We start from the raw sequence: 14,049 nt of genomic DNA, 5'->3' as shown, positions 1-14,049 counted from the left end.
CGTGACACGACCATCACTTGCCGGGAAGCCCGCGCTTCCCGGCAGGGTGGCTTTCTTCCTTCAAGGTAGAAGGATCTAGAGCCGGAAGCTCATATCCGGTGCGATGTCCACGACGTCCATCTGGGCTTTCTGCAGGTGGCCGGAGTGGTCCCAGTTCATCGCCTGCCAGCGGGTGAACTGGTCGAGTACCCAGATACCGGACTGGCGGCTGCCGTTGCCGGACTTGCCGTTGCCGCCGAAAGGCAGGTGCGCCTCGGCGCCGGAGGTGGAGTTGTTGACGCTGACCATGCCGGCGGAGATCCCCTCGCGGAACTTCCACGCGTGCCTGGCATCGGTGGTGTAGATCGAGCTGGACAGGCCGTAGCCGGGCAGGTTGGCCAACTCGATGGCCTCGTCGATGGTCTCGAACGTCGTCACGCCCACGATGGGCCCGAACGTCTCCTCCAGGAACAGCTGGTCGGTGGCCTTGACGCCATCGACCACGACGGGGTGGTAGTAGAGGCCGCCGTCGCCGGTGAAGTCGCGGCGCGGGCTTTCTTTGGAGATTTTTCCGACATTTCCTGACACGACCTGGTGGTGGGGCTGGATCCAGGTCAGGTACTCCTCGTACCGATCCGCGAATTTCTGGTCGAGCAGCGGTCCCGCCAGCACGTCCTGCTCCGGGTCGCCGATCTTGGCGTTCTGTACGGCCTGGGCGAACCGCTCGACGAACGCCGCGTGCACACTCTCATGCACGATGACCGTACCGAGGCTGGTGCAGCGCTGACCCGCCGTACCGAACCCGGAGAACAACGCCCCCTCGACGGCCAGATCGAGATCGGCGTCCGGCATGATCACCATCGGGTTCTTCCCGCCCAACTCCAGGCAGGCCGCCTGCAGGTGCCGCCCGGTGAGCTCCCCGATCTTCCTGCCCACCTCGCTGGACCCGGTGAACCCGACCTTGTGCACCGTGCCCTCCTCCAGCGCCTGCTCCAGCCCCCGGAAGGTCTGGACACCGTCGGCGAACACGATGTTCAGCACCCCGTCGGGCAGCCCCGCGGCGGCGAACAACTGGTACATCGCATGCGCGGACGCCGCCGCGTACTCGGCCGGCTTCCACACCACGGCATTGCCGCAGAGCAGCGCCGGAACCAGATACCAGGACGGCACCGCGACCGGGAAGTTGCCGGCGGTGATCACCGCCGCCACCCCGACCGGGTTGCGGAACGTGAACAGCTTCTTGTCCGGCATCTCCGACGGCACGGTCTGCCCGTACAGGCGGCGACCCTCGCCGAGGAAGAAGTCGCATGTGTCAACGATCTCCCGCACCTCGCCCAGGGCTTCGGCGTACGGCTTGCCGATCTCCTGCGTGACGAGGTGCGCCAGCGCCTCGGCATTGGCCTCGACCAGCCGCCCGATCGACGCGATCACCCGCCCTCTCACCGGAGCCGGGACCTTGGCCCACTCCCGCTGGGCCTCTTTGGCGGTCCGGCAGGCATCGGCGAAGGTCTGCGCATCGGCCAGGCCGACCCGGGCGACGACCTCGGTGATGCGTGCGGGGTTGGTCGATTCGTAGGTGTCGGTGCCGGCGGCATCCTTACCACCCACAACGGAGACGATCTGACGGGTCACCGGTGCCCTCCTCATTCAGTCCTCAACACAGCCAATCATCCCCCAACGACACCCTCCACCACGCTCAGGCCCACAACCGTGGTCTTCGCTGCGCTCAGGCTGCCTTCCCTGCTTACAAGCACGGTCTTCGCTGCGCTCAGGCAGTGTCTATTGGGGCTGCGCCCCAAACCCCGGCGAGGGGCCCCGGCCCCTCGCGCTCCCCGGGCGTTGACCGTCTGGCTGAAAAGCGAAGGTCAGCGGTTCGACTCTTCCCCTGACCAGCAGCCGGCTCGTCGTCCTGCTCTGGAGCGATGCGAGATCTACAAACAGCGCTTCCGACAACGCAGTGACAGCAACACCATCAACCGCCTTCAGACCTTGGTCGACATGCGCGCACAACGACAATCTGTTCCCTGCCGTTTGCGCACCGACCGGGTCACGCCAGGCGAGGTGCCATGCAGATGGCAGGCACCTTTTCCAAGCAGGCAAGGGCGTCCCTGCCTCATCGCGCCTGACCTGTCAAGATCTGAAACCACAGATCCCGGGTAGCACGGGCGGGCAGCCACGTACTTTCGAGAATGCTGGCGGCGGCCTCCGTGAGGATGCACCGGACGAACCACAACCCACCGGCCGTGCAGAGCTCGAACATCGGGTACTCACACACGCACGTGTGCTCGCGAACTCTCAGCCGATGACAGCGTGGCCGACTTTGCTCCCAGTCCACTCGTAGCGCCTCCGGGTTCGGGGTTGCCACGTGCAAGCCGTGATAGTCGAAATGCGTGGATGGACGGTTCACGACCGCACCGGCATCTGGGCCTGGTCGCGAAGCATCGTCACGAACGTGTCCACGTCGTCTGCGCTCACCGTCTGGCGCAGCCCCCGGTCTATGTCGGCATTCCGGAGTTGGACACCGCGCCGGGTCGCATAGAACACGCCCGCGTCGCTGCGGAAAAACGACCAGGTGGGGAAGGTGGCGCGTAGCGCATCAAGGTCGTAGCCCAAAGGTTGCTGCATGACCGAAGGTTACGCCAACCTTCCTAGTCCTGCCTAGGGGTACCTGGAGGTACCCCTATGAATGAAGGGGAACCTTTGGGTTCCTAACGTTGCCTTATGGACTTCAAGCCTGATGAGCTCCGCTGGCAGGCCGTGGCCGACGAGATCCGGCGCAGGATCGCAGCAGGCGTGTACCAACCGGGTATGCCTGTCCCCGGTGAGCCCCGACTGGCGGTCGAACTAGGCGTGTCAAAAGGGACAGCCCGCCGAGCACTCAATGCCCTGCTTGCCGACGGCACGCTCTACTCGGTCCTGGGCAAGGGAACTTTCGTCAGCGCGCCCAACGACACCAAACACGCCGAGGACCAAGCATCCACAGACTAGGCGCCAGGCCGTGCCCCACCGGCCGTCCGTGGGTGACCTCTTCGGTGTGAAGGAAAACCGGAGAGGTCGGGGATGTCGATTCGAGTCGATTGGGCGCCTCTCACCTTGCCGAACCTCCCGGGGAGGGTGCGGGAAATCTGAGGTAGCCGCAAGGCGGTGGATCCCAAATTGCTCCCCTGGCGCCCTCCTCGGGTGGGAGGTGAACCGCGTGAACACCTCCGTGACGACAATGACGAGCGTGCCCCGAAGCCTGGCAGCACCCTTCGTCGGCGCTGCAGCACGTCCGCTTGAGCCGGGACCATCCCCGCGCGGAGATGGTCCCCGATGCCCTGGACTTGCTCCTCGCAGCGCTGGCCACAACCCGCAGCGTGTCCGACAACACCGCCACGCTGCCGCTCCTGACCAAGGTCGCCATGCCCCAGCCAACAAAGGCCTGACCCGGCAGCGCTCACCACACCATGGTCATCGACAGCGGTGCAGCCCTCGGCATCGAAGTCGTGCGCCACGGCCCTACCGCCACGGCCCTACCGCCAAGGGCCTCGCCGCCAAGTTCCCTTACCCTGCCGAACTGCGGAAGCGCGCGGTGCGGATGGACGCTGAGGTCCGCCCGGACTACTCGACCGAGTGGGCCGCGATCAACGCGGTCGCCGCCAAGCTCGGCATTGGCACCGCCGAGACACTGCGCAAATGGGTCCGCCAAGCCCAGATCGACGAAGGACAGCGACCTGGCACCACCACCGATAAGGCCGAGGAGGTCAAGCGGCTGCGGCGGGAGAACGCCGAACTGCGCCGGGCCAACGAGATCCTGAAGGCAGCCTCGGCTTTCTTCGCGGCCGAGCTCGACCGGCCACACACGCACTCGTGACCTTCATCGACGAACACCGCGAGCTGCTGGACGACCACATCAGACGCATCCACACCACCAACTACGGCGTCTACGGCACCCGCAAAGTCTGGCGGCAACTGCTGCGCGAGGGCCACCAGGTCGCGCGGTGCACGGTCGAGCGACGGATGCGCACCCTGGGCCTGCAAGGAGCCCGCCGGGGCAAGAAGATCCGCACCACCATGGCCGATCCCGGCCACCAGCGGGCGGCCGACCTGGTCAAGCGGGACTTCACCCCGCCCCGGCCGAACACGGTCTGGGTCGCCGACTTCACCTACATTCACGCCTGGTGCGGAATCGTCTACGTCGCCTTCGTCGTCGACGTGTACTCCCGTGGGATCGTCGGCTGGACGGCCACGCTGTCCAAGCGCGCCGACCTGGTGCTGGACGCCCTGGACATGGCGTTGTGGCGGCGCGACCGCACCGGACGTCCCGCCGGGCCTGGCCTGGTTCATCACTCGGACGCCGGCAGCCAAATACACCTGTTTCCGCTTCACCGTCCACCTGATGATCGCCGGCATCGACGCCTCCATCGGCACGGTCGGAGACGCGCTGGACAATGCACCCAGACCATTAGCCGCCGTGCATGTGGACTGGTAGGTGGACATGCGGGGTTATTGATCAAACCCGGAGGAGGTTGGGGCATACTTCCTCAATGACGATTGATGCCCCGACATCGCTGGGGTTTATCACGTGCCCGTCTGGGCGACTGGTGGTTGCCGATACCGGCTATCTGAACTTGTGGTCGGGGGACGCGCCTCCGGCAGTGGACGAGGTCATGCTCTCCGCGGTAGACGACCTGGCGTTGCGTGAGAGTATTCGCGCGTCGGTTGACCTGACTGTGGTAGGCCCTGACGCCGAGACTGCCGCTCGATCCTTCAATCGCCAGGCGGGTACGTGGCTCTATGACATTCCCGGACATGGGGTCGAGCAAATGGTCGGCGTTTTCGCCGAGCACTGCCAGGAACATAGGTTCAATGCCTGGCTGGAACGTCAAGAACCCCGGGTAGCGCACCATGAACGTGTCGAACACGCGGTGCGGGCTGGCGGTTCGGAGTTCATCATGAACGGCGTTCCCGTCGTGGCGATCGGCGGTCTACCCACCGATCAGGAAATTGCCGTGACAGCGACCTCCCGGGACTACGGGGACATCGGTGTGCGATGGGAGTCGGTCACCCTGAGGATGCGCTCCACGCAGCTCACATCGACCAGACTCTTGGGCCATGTCGGGGTGGACGCGGCTCGGCTCAGCCTCATCGATGCCGATGGGTTGGCATCGTGGCGGCATGAGGAGCCGATCGACGGCATGGCCGACGTTGCGTTCTGGGGACGATCGGTACAGGAGGCCGCTGTCAGCTTCGGCGCCTCCCTCCTAACACATCCTGGGGAGGACGGGGTGTATGGGTGGGCGGACCTGCCTGTCAGCGAGGCAGTCGACCGTGCCATCGCTTTGCAGGAGTGGAAGCAAGCTGTTGCGGAAAGGATGATCGCGGTTGATCTCCGACCGCACTCCCACCACTGGCAGATCATGGCAAAGGTCAGAGCTGCGAAGCACGAGGCCGGAACGATCGAGGTCGGTGGCACCCGGACGATGTGCTTCATGACCAGTTGGGGAGATGGGTTCTTCCCTGTCGCTGCCGACCACGACGCCGACGGGCACCTTGTGCAAATCCGGATCATCCTTGGCGACTCGCAACGTCAAGCTCAACTTGAGGCGATGTACGACCGGTTCAGGCTGGACTGATCCCCATCATGGCCGGCCTCTGAAGGTGGAGAGGGCCTGGAGCGTGGATAGGTGGACCGTGGTGAGCTCTTTACTCTACTCCGCGCGTACGGTCACCTCTGCTCGTGGTGCGTGGAAGGCTAGGCACAGCGTGAAGGTGTGCAGGGTGAACAGGTCGGCGCCGTCCCAGTCAAAGAGTTCGACCTGCCCAGGTGGAGCATCGGGGTTAGCGGTCACGCAGTCATGGCCCTCCTGATCCTCGCGCCACTCGACGAGGCGGACATCCTCGTACCGGAAGACCACAACAGGCGTCTTCGACAGCACGGGTGGAGTCCACTGCGGATCGTAGAGGCCTGCCGGGCTGGTACGTCAGGGTGTCTGAAGTCGGTGTCGCGCAGGTAGATGTGGGCGGAGTCCTCGGTCCAGAACTCATACAGTCCTCCGTTGGAGGTGACGCCACGATCCTTGTCCTTGGTCACGCCGGCGAACTCAGTCCCTGACATGAGGACATGGTCTCGCCACACTGCACAATCTTGGAAGTCCCGATTGGCTGATGACAGCAGTGCTGACAGCAACGTTCCCGCACACGGGCTCACAGCGGCTACCACCGACACGTTCCTGACCACGACCTCGATCAGCCGAGCAGGGCGATCGGTCCGCCTGCAAAGCGGAAGGTCGGCAGTTCGACCCTGCCCCTGACGATACTTGTTGACCAGCAGGGAAGCCCCGTAGCGAAGATCGCTGCGGGGCGTTTTCGTGTCCGTTGACGGCAACGGACGCAGCGGACGGCCATCCAGATGAGACTGGATCAGATAATCTGATTTCATGAAGGTGATGACTGCCACCGAAGCGTCTCGCAGCTTCTCGACCGTCCTCGACGAGGCCGAGCGCGGGGAGACGATCGTGGTGACTCGTGGCGGGAAGCAAATCGCCGTGATCGGCCCTGCGCCTACCGCGCCAGGGCGTATGGTCAAGGCGTTTCTGGCCAGAAACGCGGGGAGGCTGGACGCGGACTTCGAGGCTGATGTTGCGGCGGCCCGTGAGGCGATCGACGATGAGATGAGGAGCACGTGGCCCGACGCCTGATCCTGGACACGGGCGTGCTCATCGCCGCCGAGCGAGGCAAGGCCCTCGTGGACGCCGTGATCGAAGACGCCGATGACGTGGCCATTGCGGCGATCACTGTGGCCGAACTGCTCGTCGGCGTGGAGATGGCCGATGCGGCCCGACGACCCAATCGCCAGGCCTTCGTGGACGAAGTCCTGGCCTTGATTCCCGTCGAGGAGTACACAACGGACGTCGCCAGAGTCCATGCTCGTCTCATGGCGCATGTCCGGCGAGAAGGTAAATCGCGGGGAGCGTACGATCTGCTGATCCCAGCGACGGCCGCGGCCACTGCGAGAACAGTGATCACAATGGACGCCTCGGCCGCCTTCGATGATCTTCCAGGCGTCCGCGCGCAGGTGGTTCCTCGCTGAGTGACGACGGCAACCCCGACGGCAACATCGGCCACCAAGACCACACGTAGGGCACTCTTGGCCACCTGTCGGCACCTGGTCGAGGCGGCCCATCAGGCTTATCGTCACACCTGAAAAGCGGAAGGTCGGCCGTTCGACCCTGCCCCTCACCACCAGCATTGACCAGCAAGAACGCCCATGCCCTGTGGAAGATCTCCAAGTATTCGAAGATCGCATTGGCCAGCTCGATGCGGGTCTTCCACCGCTTGCGGTTGAGCAGCTCGGTCTGCATCCGCCCCTAGAACGACTCGATGACGGCCTTATCGAAGCAGACATCTTGCGGCGGAACTCAGGGGGATATCTCCTTGCCACCCCAACCTCTCCTGGAAAGGAGACCAAAGCAACTCGACGAAAGCCGGGGTGCATCAGAGTCTCCACGAAACCCGGCGCGGTTCAAGCGACAAAGTCAGGTGTCACAGCCCGACGGCGGTGAGGGCGCCTGCTCGTGGCCTTTTTGATCCCCCTTTCGGTAGTGCTCAATTGTGGGTACGTTGAGGCTGCCTCAGTGCGCGGCCACGGGGGCTTCGTCAAGTGGCCGGTCTTCGCCGGCGCTGAGCGGACAGGGGAGACCCTTCGGATGAAGATCGTTGCGTTATCCTGCACGCAGAAGCGTCTCCCGTCGCTGACCGACGCGCTGCTCGAGGCGGCGATCACCGGCGTCGTCCGGGAGGTCGGTGACGCGGAGATCCAGCGGATTCGGTTGATCGACCATCGCATCGCGATGTGCGAAGGCGAGGACACCTGCCTTGATCCCGAGGTGGGCCGGTGCACGCTCGACGACGACTTCGAGCATGTCGTCGATCTGGCCGAGGGTGCGCAGGCGATGCTGCTCGCCATGCCGGTGTACGCGGGGAACGTACCCGCGGTGCTGAAGATCTTCCAGGAACGCTTGAAGAGCTTCATGAACGCCAGTCAACGCCCGTTCGGCAACCTGCTGGTGGGGACGATCGTGCATTCGCGCACGATGCTGACCGAGCCCGCACTGGGATCGCTGTTCCCGTGGTACCTGCGCCTACGGAACAAGAACGTGGCGTCGGCGTGCTTCACCCAGAACGATCATCAAGACCTGACCCGCACCGCGGCGCTCGACCTGTGTGTGGCCGTGGGCCGGCAACTCGGCATGACGCTCGACGTCAGCCGGTCGCCGGTCAACGACCGCACGGCACTGCCGTTGGTTCAATCACCGGCTCGTCCGCGGTGCGGTGATCCGGCCGCGTCCTCTCCTGGAGCGTGAGGAGATTCCGCGCGCCAGGTGCACCCGTCGCCCGCCTGTTCGCACGACACCGTGACGTCCGGTTCCACGTAGCGGGCGGCGATGGCGGTGTTGAGTTCCTGGCAGTACGGGCACGGTGACGAGAACGTCAGTACGACGCCGGCGCGGGCGGCCTGTTTGCGGTACCTGAGGATCCCGCAGTCGGCGTTGCGCAGGACGGTGCCCGAAGGCTGGGGCTCACTGGTCACTGCCGAGTCGTACAGCAACAGCTGACGCTGCAGCCGGGTCATGAAGTGATCGGTGGCGGATACCCCGTCGGGCCGTTGCGCTTGCAGTAGCTGCGCGGTGATGCGGGAGTTCGCCTGGATCCACGCGGCCAGGCCTTCTTCGCCGTGCTCTCCCAGGATGAACTCCTCCGCGGCCGCCTGGGCCTCGAAGAACCGCTGGCGCCACAGGTCGACCTTCTCGGCCGGGTCGAGGGGAGACGGTTCACTGGTCATGGTCCGCCGTCCTTTCCGGTGGCGCCGTCCAGCTCGGCGAAGACCTCCTGGGCGACGCGCAGCCCGTTGTTGGCGACCGGCCACCCACCGTAGTAGGCGAGCTGAATGATGACTTCGACGATCTTCTCTCGCGACATCCCGAGGTGCAGGGCGGCACCGATGTGGCCGCGTAACTCCCAGTCGGTCCGCGCCAGCGTGACCGCGGTCAGCGCGACCAGTTCGCGCTCCTCGACGCTCAGGTGCGGACGGGTCCAGATCTCACCGAACAAGTGGTCGACGGTGATCTGCAGGAACTCCGGGTAGGAACCCGGTCGCGGTTCGCGGCCGAAGACCTGCTGGAACATGGCCTCACCCCGCTCATGTCGGGCAGACGGCTGGTCCATCGATCAACTCCTTGGTGTTGGCCGAACAGTTGTCAACGTCCACGACGCCACGAAGGCGACGACCAGCAGCGCGGCGCCGCTGCCGAAGGCGGCGGGAACGCTCACCCGCTCGGCGATGAGCCCAACGACGACCGGTCCGACCACGGCGCCGACATCGGTGCACATCGAGAAGACGGCGACGCCACTGCCGGCCCGGCCGGCGACGACGTCACCGATCAGCGCGGCCGGTGCGGCGTTGAGCAGCGCTGATCCCGCCGCGTACACACTGAGCAGGACGACGAGCCAGGCGTACCCGTCTACGAACACCAAGGCGGTGATCGCCGCCGCGGCCACACCGGTGCCGGCGATCATGGCGGGCCGGCGGCCGGCCTGATCGACAACCCAGCCGGCCGGCATGATCAGCAACGCCTGAACGACGGCGGAGATCGTGAACGCCCACCCGACCCACGTCACGTCATGTCGCCACGCCACAACCACCGTGGGGACCAGTGCGCTGCGCAGCCCGAACAAGACCCATCCCTGCGCCAACGCCGCCAGGCAAGCCACCAAGTAACGTCGATCCCGCAGCAGGACCGGTAGCCGGACCACGTCACGGCCAGGCTCCGCGCCGGCGGTTCGGCCGGTGCGGAGCACCGCCAGTGTCAGTACCGCGGCGGCCAGCAACAGCACGGCGTACGCCAGGAACGGCGCGGACAGGGCGATGAGAGCGAGGAGCCCGCCCAGTGCTGGTCCGCAGATCCCGCCGAGCAGGAAGCCTGCTTCGAACACGGCGCTGGCCCGGCCCCGCTGGTCGGCCGGCGAGATCGCCAGGAGTGTCGCCAGTGCGGACACCGAGAACAGCACTGAGCCGACGCCGCCGAGGCTGCGGAACACGAGCAGCTGCTCGTAGGACCCGGCGAACGCCGTCAGGGCCGAGGAGGCCGCGCATAACAGCAGGCCGGCGACCAGGACTCGCCGCTCCCCGAAACGAACTCCGAGCCGGCCGCAGAACGGACTGGTGGCCAGCCGCATCAACGCGAACAGGGCGACGAGCGCTCCGATCTGGGTGGGCCCGGCCCCGAACGTCGCCGCGTACACCGGGAGCACCGGGAGCACCAGTCCCAGGCCCAGCATGACGCAGCCACCAACGACACTGAGGACGTAGACCTCGCGAGGGAGACTCGGCTGGGCGGCGGCAACGGGTGGGACGCTGCCAGGGTCCGCCGCCGTCACTGTCCGCTCACAGGATGATGCTGAGCTTTCCGTGCTCGTACAACGTCTCGTGGTCGAGCACCACGACCCGTCTCCGGACCCGGAACGACTCGCCCTCGACGACGAGCTCGAACCGGCATTTTCCGACGTAGGCGTCAGAGCGCCCGTGCCCGAACCGGTACACGATGACATTCGCCGCCACGTCGAGGTGCGTGCCCCGATCGGTCAGGATCTCCACGTTGCTGATCATCCGGTTCGTCCGCGACCGAGGGTTTTCGCACCACACCTCACCGTTGAGGAGTTGTTCGATCCGCTGGCGTAGCCGGGCGGCGTCGTCGTCGATGAGGCCGAGCGCATCGGCCGTCTCGCCGCGGACGTCGGTGGCCGGCACCGAGTAGCGGATGTCGTCGGTCAGCATCTCGTCGTACCACTCGAGCAGGCGCCACTCGTCGAGCAGCCGCGCCTCACGGAAAAGGAACTGGCTCACCCGGTGCCACAACCGCACCTGGGCCGCTTCGTCGACCGTCAGCTCGGTGATCATCGTAATTCCGCCCCTTGCATCTCGGCCCGGTGAGCGACCTCGAGGTGACCGTCGTCGCCGTGCATCAGCCGGTCCCACTGCCGCCAGAACTCGCGGGCGGGAAGCTCGTCGGTCGTCTCCGGGACCTCCTTGTTCATGCCGCGTGACAGATCCGAGTAGCGGACCGCGCGGTTGAGATAACCCCGCTGGCACGACTCGACGATCTCGATGTCGTCGGGAGTGGCGAAGCCGGCGGGGCCGAGGAACGTCAGGTAGTGGCTCTTGCGGAGTTCGCGGATGTCCGGATCCTCGTCCTTGGGGGCCAGGGCGACCGAGGTGATGGCCATCTGGCCGGCGCCGATCGGGTCGATCTTGCGGATCGTGATCGCGATCGCGTCGATGATCATCAAGTTGGGGAAGATCAGCACCGCACGATTGGTGCCGGTGATCCGTTGGGCGCGTTCGGCGCCGAACCGGTCGACGAACCGTGCGGCCGTCGCCTCGATCCGCGGCCGGACCTCGGCGCCGAACATCGGCGTCCAGTAGGCGAGCGGGCGGGCTGCCGCCGGTGGCAGCTCGTTGGCTCCATGCCCCAGTCCGAGGGCGCAGCCGAAGCCGCCTCGTCGTCGTGGTGGCACCGACCCCAGCGACTCCATGTAGCCGACGTAACGCTTGTGCAGGGCCCGGAAATGGTAGATGTCGACGCTGTTCTCCATCATGAGCTTCCAGTTGGCCCGAGCTCCGTGGAGTTGCGCACCTTGGATCACCTCCATCCCGACCTCGGACTGGTCGTCGATCAGATCGAGGTACTCGGTCGCACCCGCCAGGTACTCGGTCAAGGTGCGCGGCTGCTCCGGATCGAAGGTGACGAACACGAAACCGCGGTAACCGTCACTACGGTGCTGCGCCAGACCGAAGTCCGCCTTCCGGAAGCCTGGCCCGTACCCGTCCGGGATCGGGACCCCGACCAGGTCGCCCTGGTTGGAGAACGTCCAGTCGTGATACGGGCACCGGAACGATCTGGCCTGCCCGGCCGGCTGCGAGCAGATCAGAGCCCCGCGGTGAGTGCAGCTGTTCGCGAACACCCGGATCACCCCGTCGGACCCGCGCGCCATGACCACCGGGCGCCCGCCGACGTCGCGTGCCACGTAGGAGTCCGGCCCGGGCACCTCCGATTCGTGCCCGACGTACAACCAGCAGCGATCGAAGATCCTGGTCATCTCCTGTGCGGCCAGGTCGTCGTCGGTGTAGGCGCGGCGATCCACCCGGAACGAGAGGCGCTCAAGATCATCGACCACGATCGGGTCGCCCACCGGCCGCCGCGGTTCGATCGTCACTGCTCTCCCTTTCGCTGTAGCGTCTCGACCGTGCTGATGACCAGCTCTGCCGTACGAACGGCAGAATCGCCGCACTCCGGCTGCGCGGCGCGCAGCCGGGCCCGGTAGTCCCGGGCGGGATCGAGCAGATCGGTGACGGCGTCAGCGACCGCCTGCTCGGTGACGCCGGCCGGCTCCAACGCCGTCCCGAAGCCCGCGCTACCCACGAAGTACGCCTGGACAGGCTGATCCACAGCCAGCGGGATCACCAGCATCGGTGTCGCCGCCCGGATCGACTCCGCCACGGAGTTGTATCCGCCATGGGTGATGAACACGTCGGCGCGCTCGAGCACCTCACGTTGCGGCAGATACGGGGCGGTGAGCACTTCGTCGGGCAGCGCGAGCTCCTCGGCGAGATCTCCTACCGCGGCGATCACCTGTGCACCGGTCGCCGCCGCCCCGGTGATCACCGTGCGCAGCAGGTCCGGCCGCCGGTAGAAGATCGTGCCGAAGGAGACGTACACCAACGGGCGGTCGGGGTCGATCCGATCCAGGCCCGAGAAGGCGACCTCGTCGCCGCGGGTCCCCGCCGCACCCGGCAACCCGACCAGCTGCACACCGTCGTCGGTGACCGCGTCGTCCCCGACGAGAGCAGGAATCGTCGGCATCAAATTGAGAATCGGTGAACGCGCCGAATGAGTCCGGGTCGACCACAGCACCCCGTGCCCGGTCAGATAGTCGCCGACCTGCTCGTCGTACGGCCAGCGACCTCGTCGATGCTCGCTCGGGCATACTCCACCCAGATTTGCCCAGATCATCCCGTACGGCACGCCGGACGCCTGTGCGCCGACCATGGCCGACGCCGTGACCGGCAGCGAATCGACGAGCACGAAGTCCGGCGCCGTCGCACGGAGCGCGTCAGCTGTCTGGTCCGCCACCGGCGACGACTGGAGCATCGGGCCGATCTTCGCCGGGTCGCCGCTCCACGGCGCCATCTCGACCTGCCCGATCGCGTGGACCTGGGCCTTGCCCAGGGCCTGGCGACGCTGCTCGTCGAGCGCGCCACCGTCCGCGGACAACAGCAGCAGCTCAACCTCACTGCCGGCAGTTCGGAGCGCATTGACCACCGGAACATACGGGTTCAGGTGACCATGCTGAGTCGTGGTGAGGAGGGCGACGCGCATCAGATCTCCGATCCATCGAAAGAAGACGACCAAACCGACTCAAGATCTGGCTCTGGATGCGCCACAGCAGCCAAGACCGCGACACCTCCCTGCCTTCAGAAACGAGTCGAGACGGCGACGCACGAACGGCAGGCGAAAGAGACCGTCGACGTCCAGTTACTGTTACGAGGCTCTACGCATTCCCCACCATCGCTGAGGGGACACATCGATCGACGCTATTCGGAACAACCTCGAAAAAAACCGGGTTCACCACCTGCCCCAGGCAGTTACGCAAAGCCTGCCGGGATGTGCAATCGATGTCAACGCCTCGCAATTGTCAGCTACCACCACTCTGCTTGACGCAACTTCGTCAATGACGGCTATGGGACGTCTTACGCGACACATGAGCGTCCCGCGACAGAGTCAGTGCCCGCTCAGTCGGCGAGCCCGAGGTCACCCGGCCACCGTCCACCGGAAGATCGGCAGTTCGACCCTGTCCCTGACCACACTTCTTCATCAGCACAAACGCCCTGAACGGATCATCGCTGGCAGCAACGTGCTGAAGCTGCCGGGCCGACCCGGTTGGATGGTGCCAAGCCCTGGTTTCAAAAACCTCACGGCGGTCACCGCTGTGCTGGCCAGGCCCGCGGCGACCTTTAGTCGATCCTGCTCC

General features: G+C 65.8%; 16 protein-coding genes and 2 pseudogenes. 8 read left to right on the top strand and 10 right to left on the bottom strand.

The window, feature by feature from the left end:
• Window positions 1-75 precede the first annotated feature (75 nt).
• On the bottom strand, window positions 76-1,611 hold the full coding sequence (locus tag AB0B91_RS01960; RefSeq protein ID WP_358313767.1) for an aldehyde dehydrogenase family protein: 1,536 nt from the start codon (window positions 1,609-1,611) through the stop codon (window positions 76-78).
• 771 nt (window positions 1,612-2,382) lie between these two features.
• On the bottom strand, window positions 2,383-2,604 hold the full coding sequence (locus AB0B91_RS01955) for a hypothetical protein (protein WP_358313764.1): 222 nt from the start codon (window positions 2,602-2,604) through the stop codon (window positions 2,383-2,385).
• 96 nt (window positions 2,605-2,700) lie between these two features.
• Here AB0B91_RS01955 and AB0B91_RS01950 point away from each other — a divergent pair, with 96 nt between their 5' ends.
• The 5 genes and pseudogenes from AB0B91_RS01950 (at window position 2,701) to AB0B91_RS01930 (ending at window position 5,594) form a co-directional block, all read left to right on the top strand.
• Window positions 2,701-2,967 (top strand): winged helix-turn-helix domain-containing protein, encoded by a 267-nt coding sequence (locus AB0B91_RS01950; protein ID WP_358313761.1) that lies wholly within the window; start codon window positions 2,701-2,703, stop codon window positions 2,965-2,967.
• Between the two features lie 287 nt (window positions 2,968-3,254).
• Entirely contained in the window at window positions 3,255-3,404 is a 150-nt protein-coding gene (locus AB0B91_RS01945; RefSeq protein WP_358313758.1) for a hypothetical protein, read from the top strand.
• 152 nt (window positions 3,405-3,556) lie between these two features.
• A pseudogene (locus AB0B91_RS01940) lies at window positions 3,557-3,849 on the top strand (transposase); the annotation flags it as partial.
• A complete protein-coding gene (locus AB0B91_RS01935) occupies window positions 3,829-4,509 on the top strand; it encodes an IS3 family transposase (protein WP_358315661.1) in 681 nt (226 codons plus the stop codon). The pseudogene AB0B91_RS01940 and the gene AB0B91_RS01935, both read left to right, overlap by 21 nt.
• Window positions 4,506-5,594, top strand: a complete 1,089-nt coding sequence (locus AB0B91_RS01930) for a hypothetical protein (protein ID WP_358313755.1) — start codon at window positions 4,506-4,508, stop codon at window positions 5,592-5,594. The genes AB0B91_RS01935 and AB0B91_RS01930 overlap by 4 nt, the downstream gene beginning before the upstream one ends.
• 75 nt (window positions 5,595-5,669) lie before the next feature.
• Here the strand turns inward: AB0B91_RS01930 and AB0B91_RS01925 are convergent, their stop codons facing one another.
• Window positions 5,670-5,897, bottom strand: a complete 228-nt coding sequence (locus tag AB0B91_RS01925; protein ID WP_358313752.1) for a hypothetical protein — start codon at window positions 5,895-5,897, stop codon at window positions 5,670-5,672.
• Between the two features lie 501 nt (window positions 5,898-6,398).
• Between AB0B91_RS01925 and AB0B91_RS01920 the strand changes: the two genes are divergently transcribed.
• Entirely contained in the window at window positions 6,399-6,659 is a 261-nt protein-coding gene (locus tag AB0B91_RS01920) for a type II toxin-antitoxin system prevent-host-death family antitoxin (RefSeq protein WP_358313749.1), read from the top strand.
• Window positions 6,644-7,051 carry a PIN domain-containing protein gene (locus tag AB0B91_RS01915; protein WP_358313746.1) on the top strand — a complete coding sequence of 136 codons (408 nt, stop codon included), beginning with the start codon at window positions 6,644-6,646 and terminating at the stop codon, window positions 7,049-7,051. The genes AB0B91_RS01920 and AB0B91_RS01915 overlap by 16 nt, the downstream gene beginning before the upstream one ends.
• 187 nt (window positions 7,052-7,238) lie before the next feature.
• Here the strand turns inward: AB0B91_RS01915 and AB0B91_RS01910 are convergent.
• Window positions 7,239-7,355 (bottom strand): annotated as a pseudogene (locus AB0B91_RS01910) (IS3 family transposase); the annotation flags it as partial.
• Between the two features lie 312 nt (window positions 7,356-7,667).
• Here AB0B91_RS01910 and AB0B91_RS01905 point away from each other — a divergent pair.
• Complete coding sequence (locus AB0B91_RS01905; protein WP_358313743.1) at window positions 7,668-8,324, top strand: NAD(P)H-dependent oxidoreductase; 657 nt, start codon at window positions 7,668-7,670, stop codon at window positions 8,322-8,324.
• Here the strand turns inward: AB0B91_RS01905 and AB0B91_RS01900 are convergent.
• From AB0B91_RS01900 to AB0B91_RS01875, 6 genes are read right to left on the bottom strand one after another with little or no spacing between them, the layout of a single operon-like run.
• A complete protein-coding gene (locus tag AB0B91_RS01900) occupies window positions 8,267-8,803 on the bottom strand; it encodes a hypothetical protein (protein ID WP_358313740.1) in 537 nt (178 codons plus the stop codon). The two genes, AB0B91_RS01905 and AB0B91_RS01900, sit on opposite strands and share 58 nt — an antisense overlap.
• Window positions 8,800-9,186: a carboxymuconolactone decarboxylase family protein gene (locus AB0B91_RS01895; RefSeq protein WP_358313737.1), complete on the bottom strand. Its 387-nt coding sequence runs from the start codon at window positions 9,184-9,186 to the stop codon at window positions 8,800-8,802. The genes AB0B91_RS01900 and AB0B91_RS01895 overlap by 4 nt, the downstream gene beginning before the upstream one ends.
• A gap of 3 nt (window positions 9,187-9,189) precedes the next feature.
• On the bottom strand, window positions 9,190-10,398 hold the full coding sequence (locus AB0B91_RS01890; RefSeq protein WP_358313734.1) for an MFS transporter: 1,209 nt from the start codon (window positions 10,396-10,398) through the stop codon (window positions 9,190-9,192).
• Between the two features lie 7 nt (window positions 10,399-10,405).
• On the bottom strand, window positions 10,406-10,918 hold the full coding sequence (locus tag AB0B91_RS01885; RefSeq protein WP_358313731.1) for an aromatic-ring-hydroxylating dioxygenase subunit beta: 513 nt from the start codon (window positions 10,916-10,918) through the stop codon (window positions 10,406-10,408).
• Entirely contained in the window at window positions 10,915-12,234 is a 1,320-nt protein-coding gene (locus AB0B91_RS01880) for an aromatic ring-hydroxylating dioxygenase subunit alpha (protein ID WP_358313728.1), read from the bottom strand. The genes AB0B91_RS01885 and AB0B91_RS01880 overlap by 4 nt, the downstream gene beginning before the upstream one ends.
• Window positions 12,231-13,397 carry a glycosyltransferase gene (locus tag AB0B91_RS01875; protein ID WP_358313725.1) on the bottom strand — a complete coding sequence of 389 codons (1,167 nt, stop codon included), beginning with the start codon at window positions 13,395-13,397 and terminating at the stop codon, window positions 12,231-12,233. The genes AB0B91_RS01880 and AB0B91_RS01875 overlap by 4 nt, the downstream gene beginning before the upstream one ends.
• Window positions 13,398-14,049 lie beyond the last annotated feature (652 nt).

The organism is Nonomuraea sp. NPDC049141, assembly GCF_040648415.1.
GTDB lineage: Bacteria > Actinomycetota > Actinomycetes > Streptosporangiales > Streptosporangiaceae > Nonomuraea.
This window is presented reverse-complemented; position numbering and strand designations above follow the sequence as displayed.

Bases quoted from the DNA above. Each gene is read 5' to 3' on its own strand.
- AB0B91_RS01955 (WP_358313764.1), bottom strand. From the start codon at position 2,604: ATGCAGCAACCTTTGGGCTACGACCTTGATGCGCTACGCGCCACCTTC.
- AB0B91_RS01950 (WP_358313761.1), top strand. From the start codon at position 2,701: ATGGACTTCAAGCCTGATGAGCTCCGCTGGCAGGCCGTGGCCGACGAG.
- AB0B91_RS01930 (WP_358313755.1), top strand. From the start codon at position 4,506: ATGACGATTGATGCCCCGACATCGCTGGGGTTTATCACGTGCCCGTCT.
- AB0B91_RS01920 (WP_358313749.1), top strand. From the start codon at position 6,399: ATGAAGGTGATGACTGCCACCGAAGCGTCTCGCAGCTTCTCGACCGTC.
- AB0B91_RS01905 (WP_358313743.1), top strand. From the start codon at position 7,668: ATGAAGATCGTTGCGTTATCCTGCACGCAGAAGCGTCTCCCGTCGCTG.
- AB0B91_RS01900 (WP_358313740.1), bottom strand. From the start codon at position 8,803: ATGACCAGTGAACCGTCTCCCCTCGACCCGGCCGAGAAGGTCGACCTG.
- AB0B91_RS01895 (WP_358313737.1), bottom strand. From the start codon at position 9,186: ATGGACCAGCCGTCTGCCCGACATGAGCGGGGTGAGGCCATGTTCCAG.
- AB0B91_RS01885 (WP_358313731.1), bottom strand. From the start codon at position 10,918: ATGATCACCGAGCTGACGGTCGACGAAGCGGCCCAGGTGCGGTTGTGG.
- AB0B91_RS01875 (WP_358313725.1), bottom strand. From the start codon at position 13,397: ATGCGCGTCGCCCTCCTCACCACGACTCAGCATGGTCACCTGAACCCG.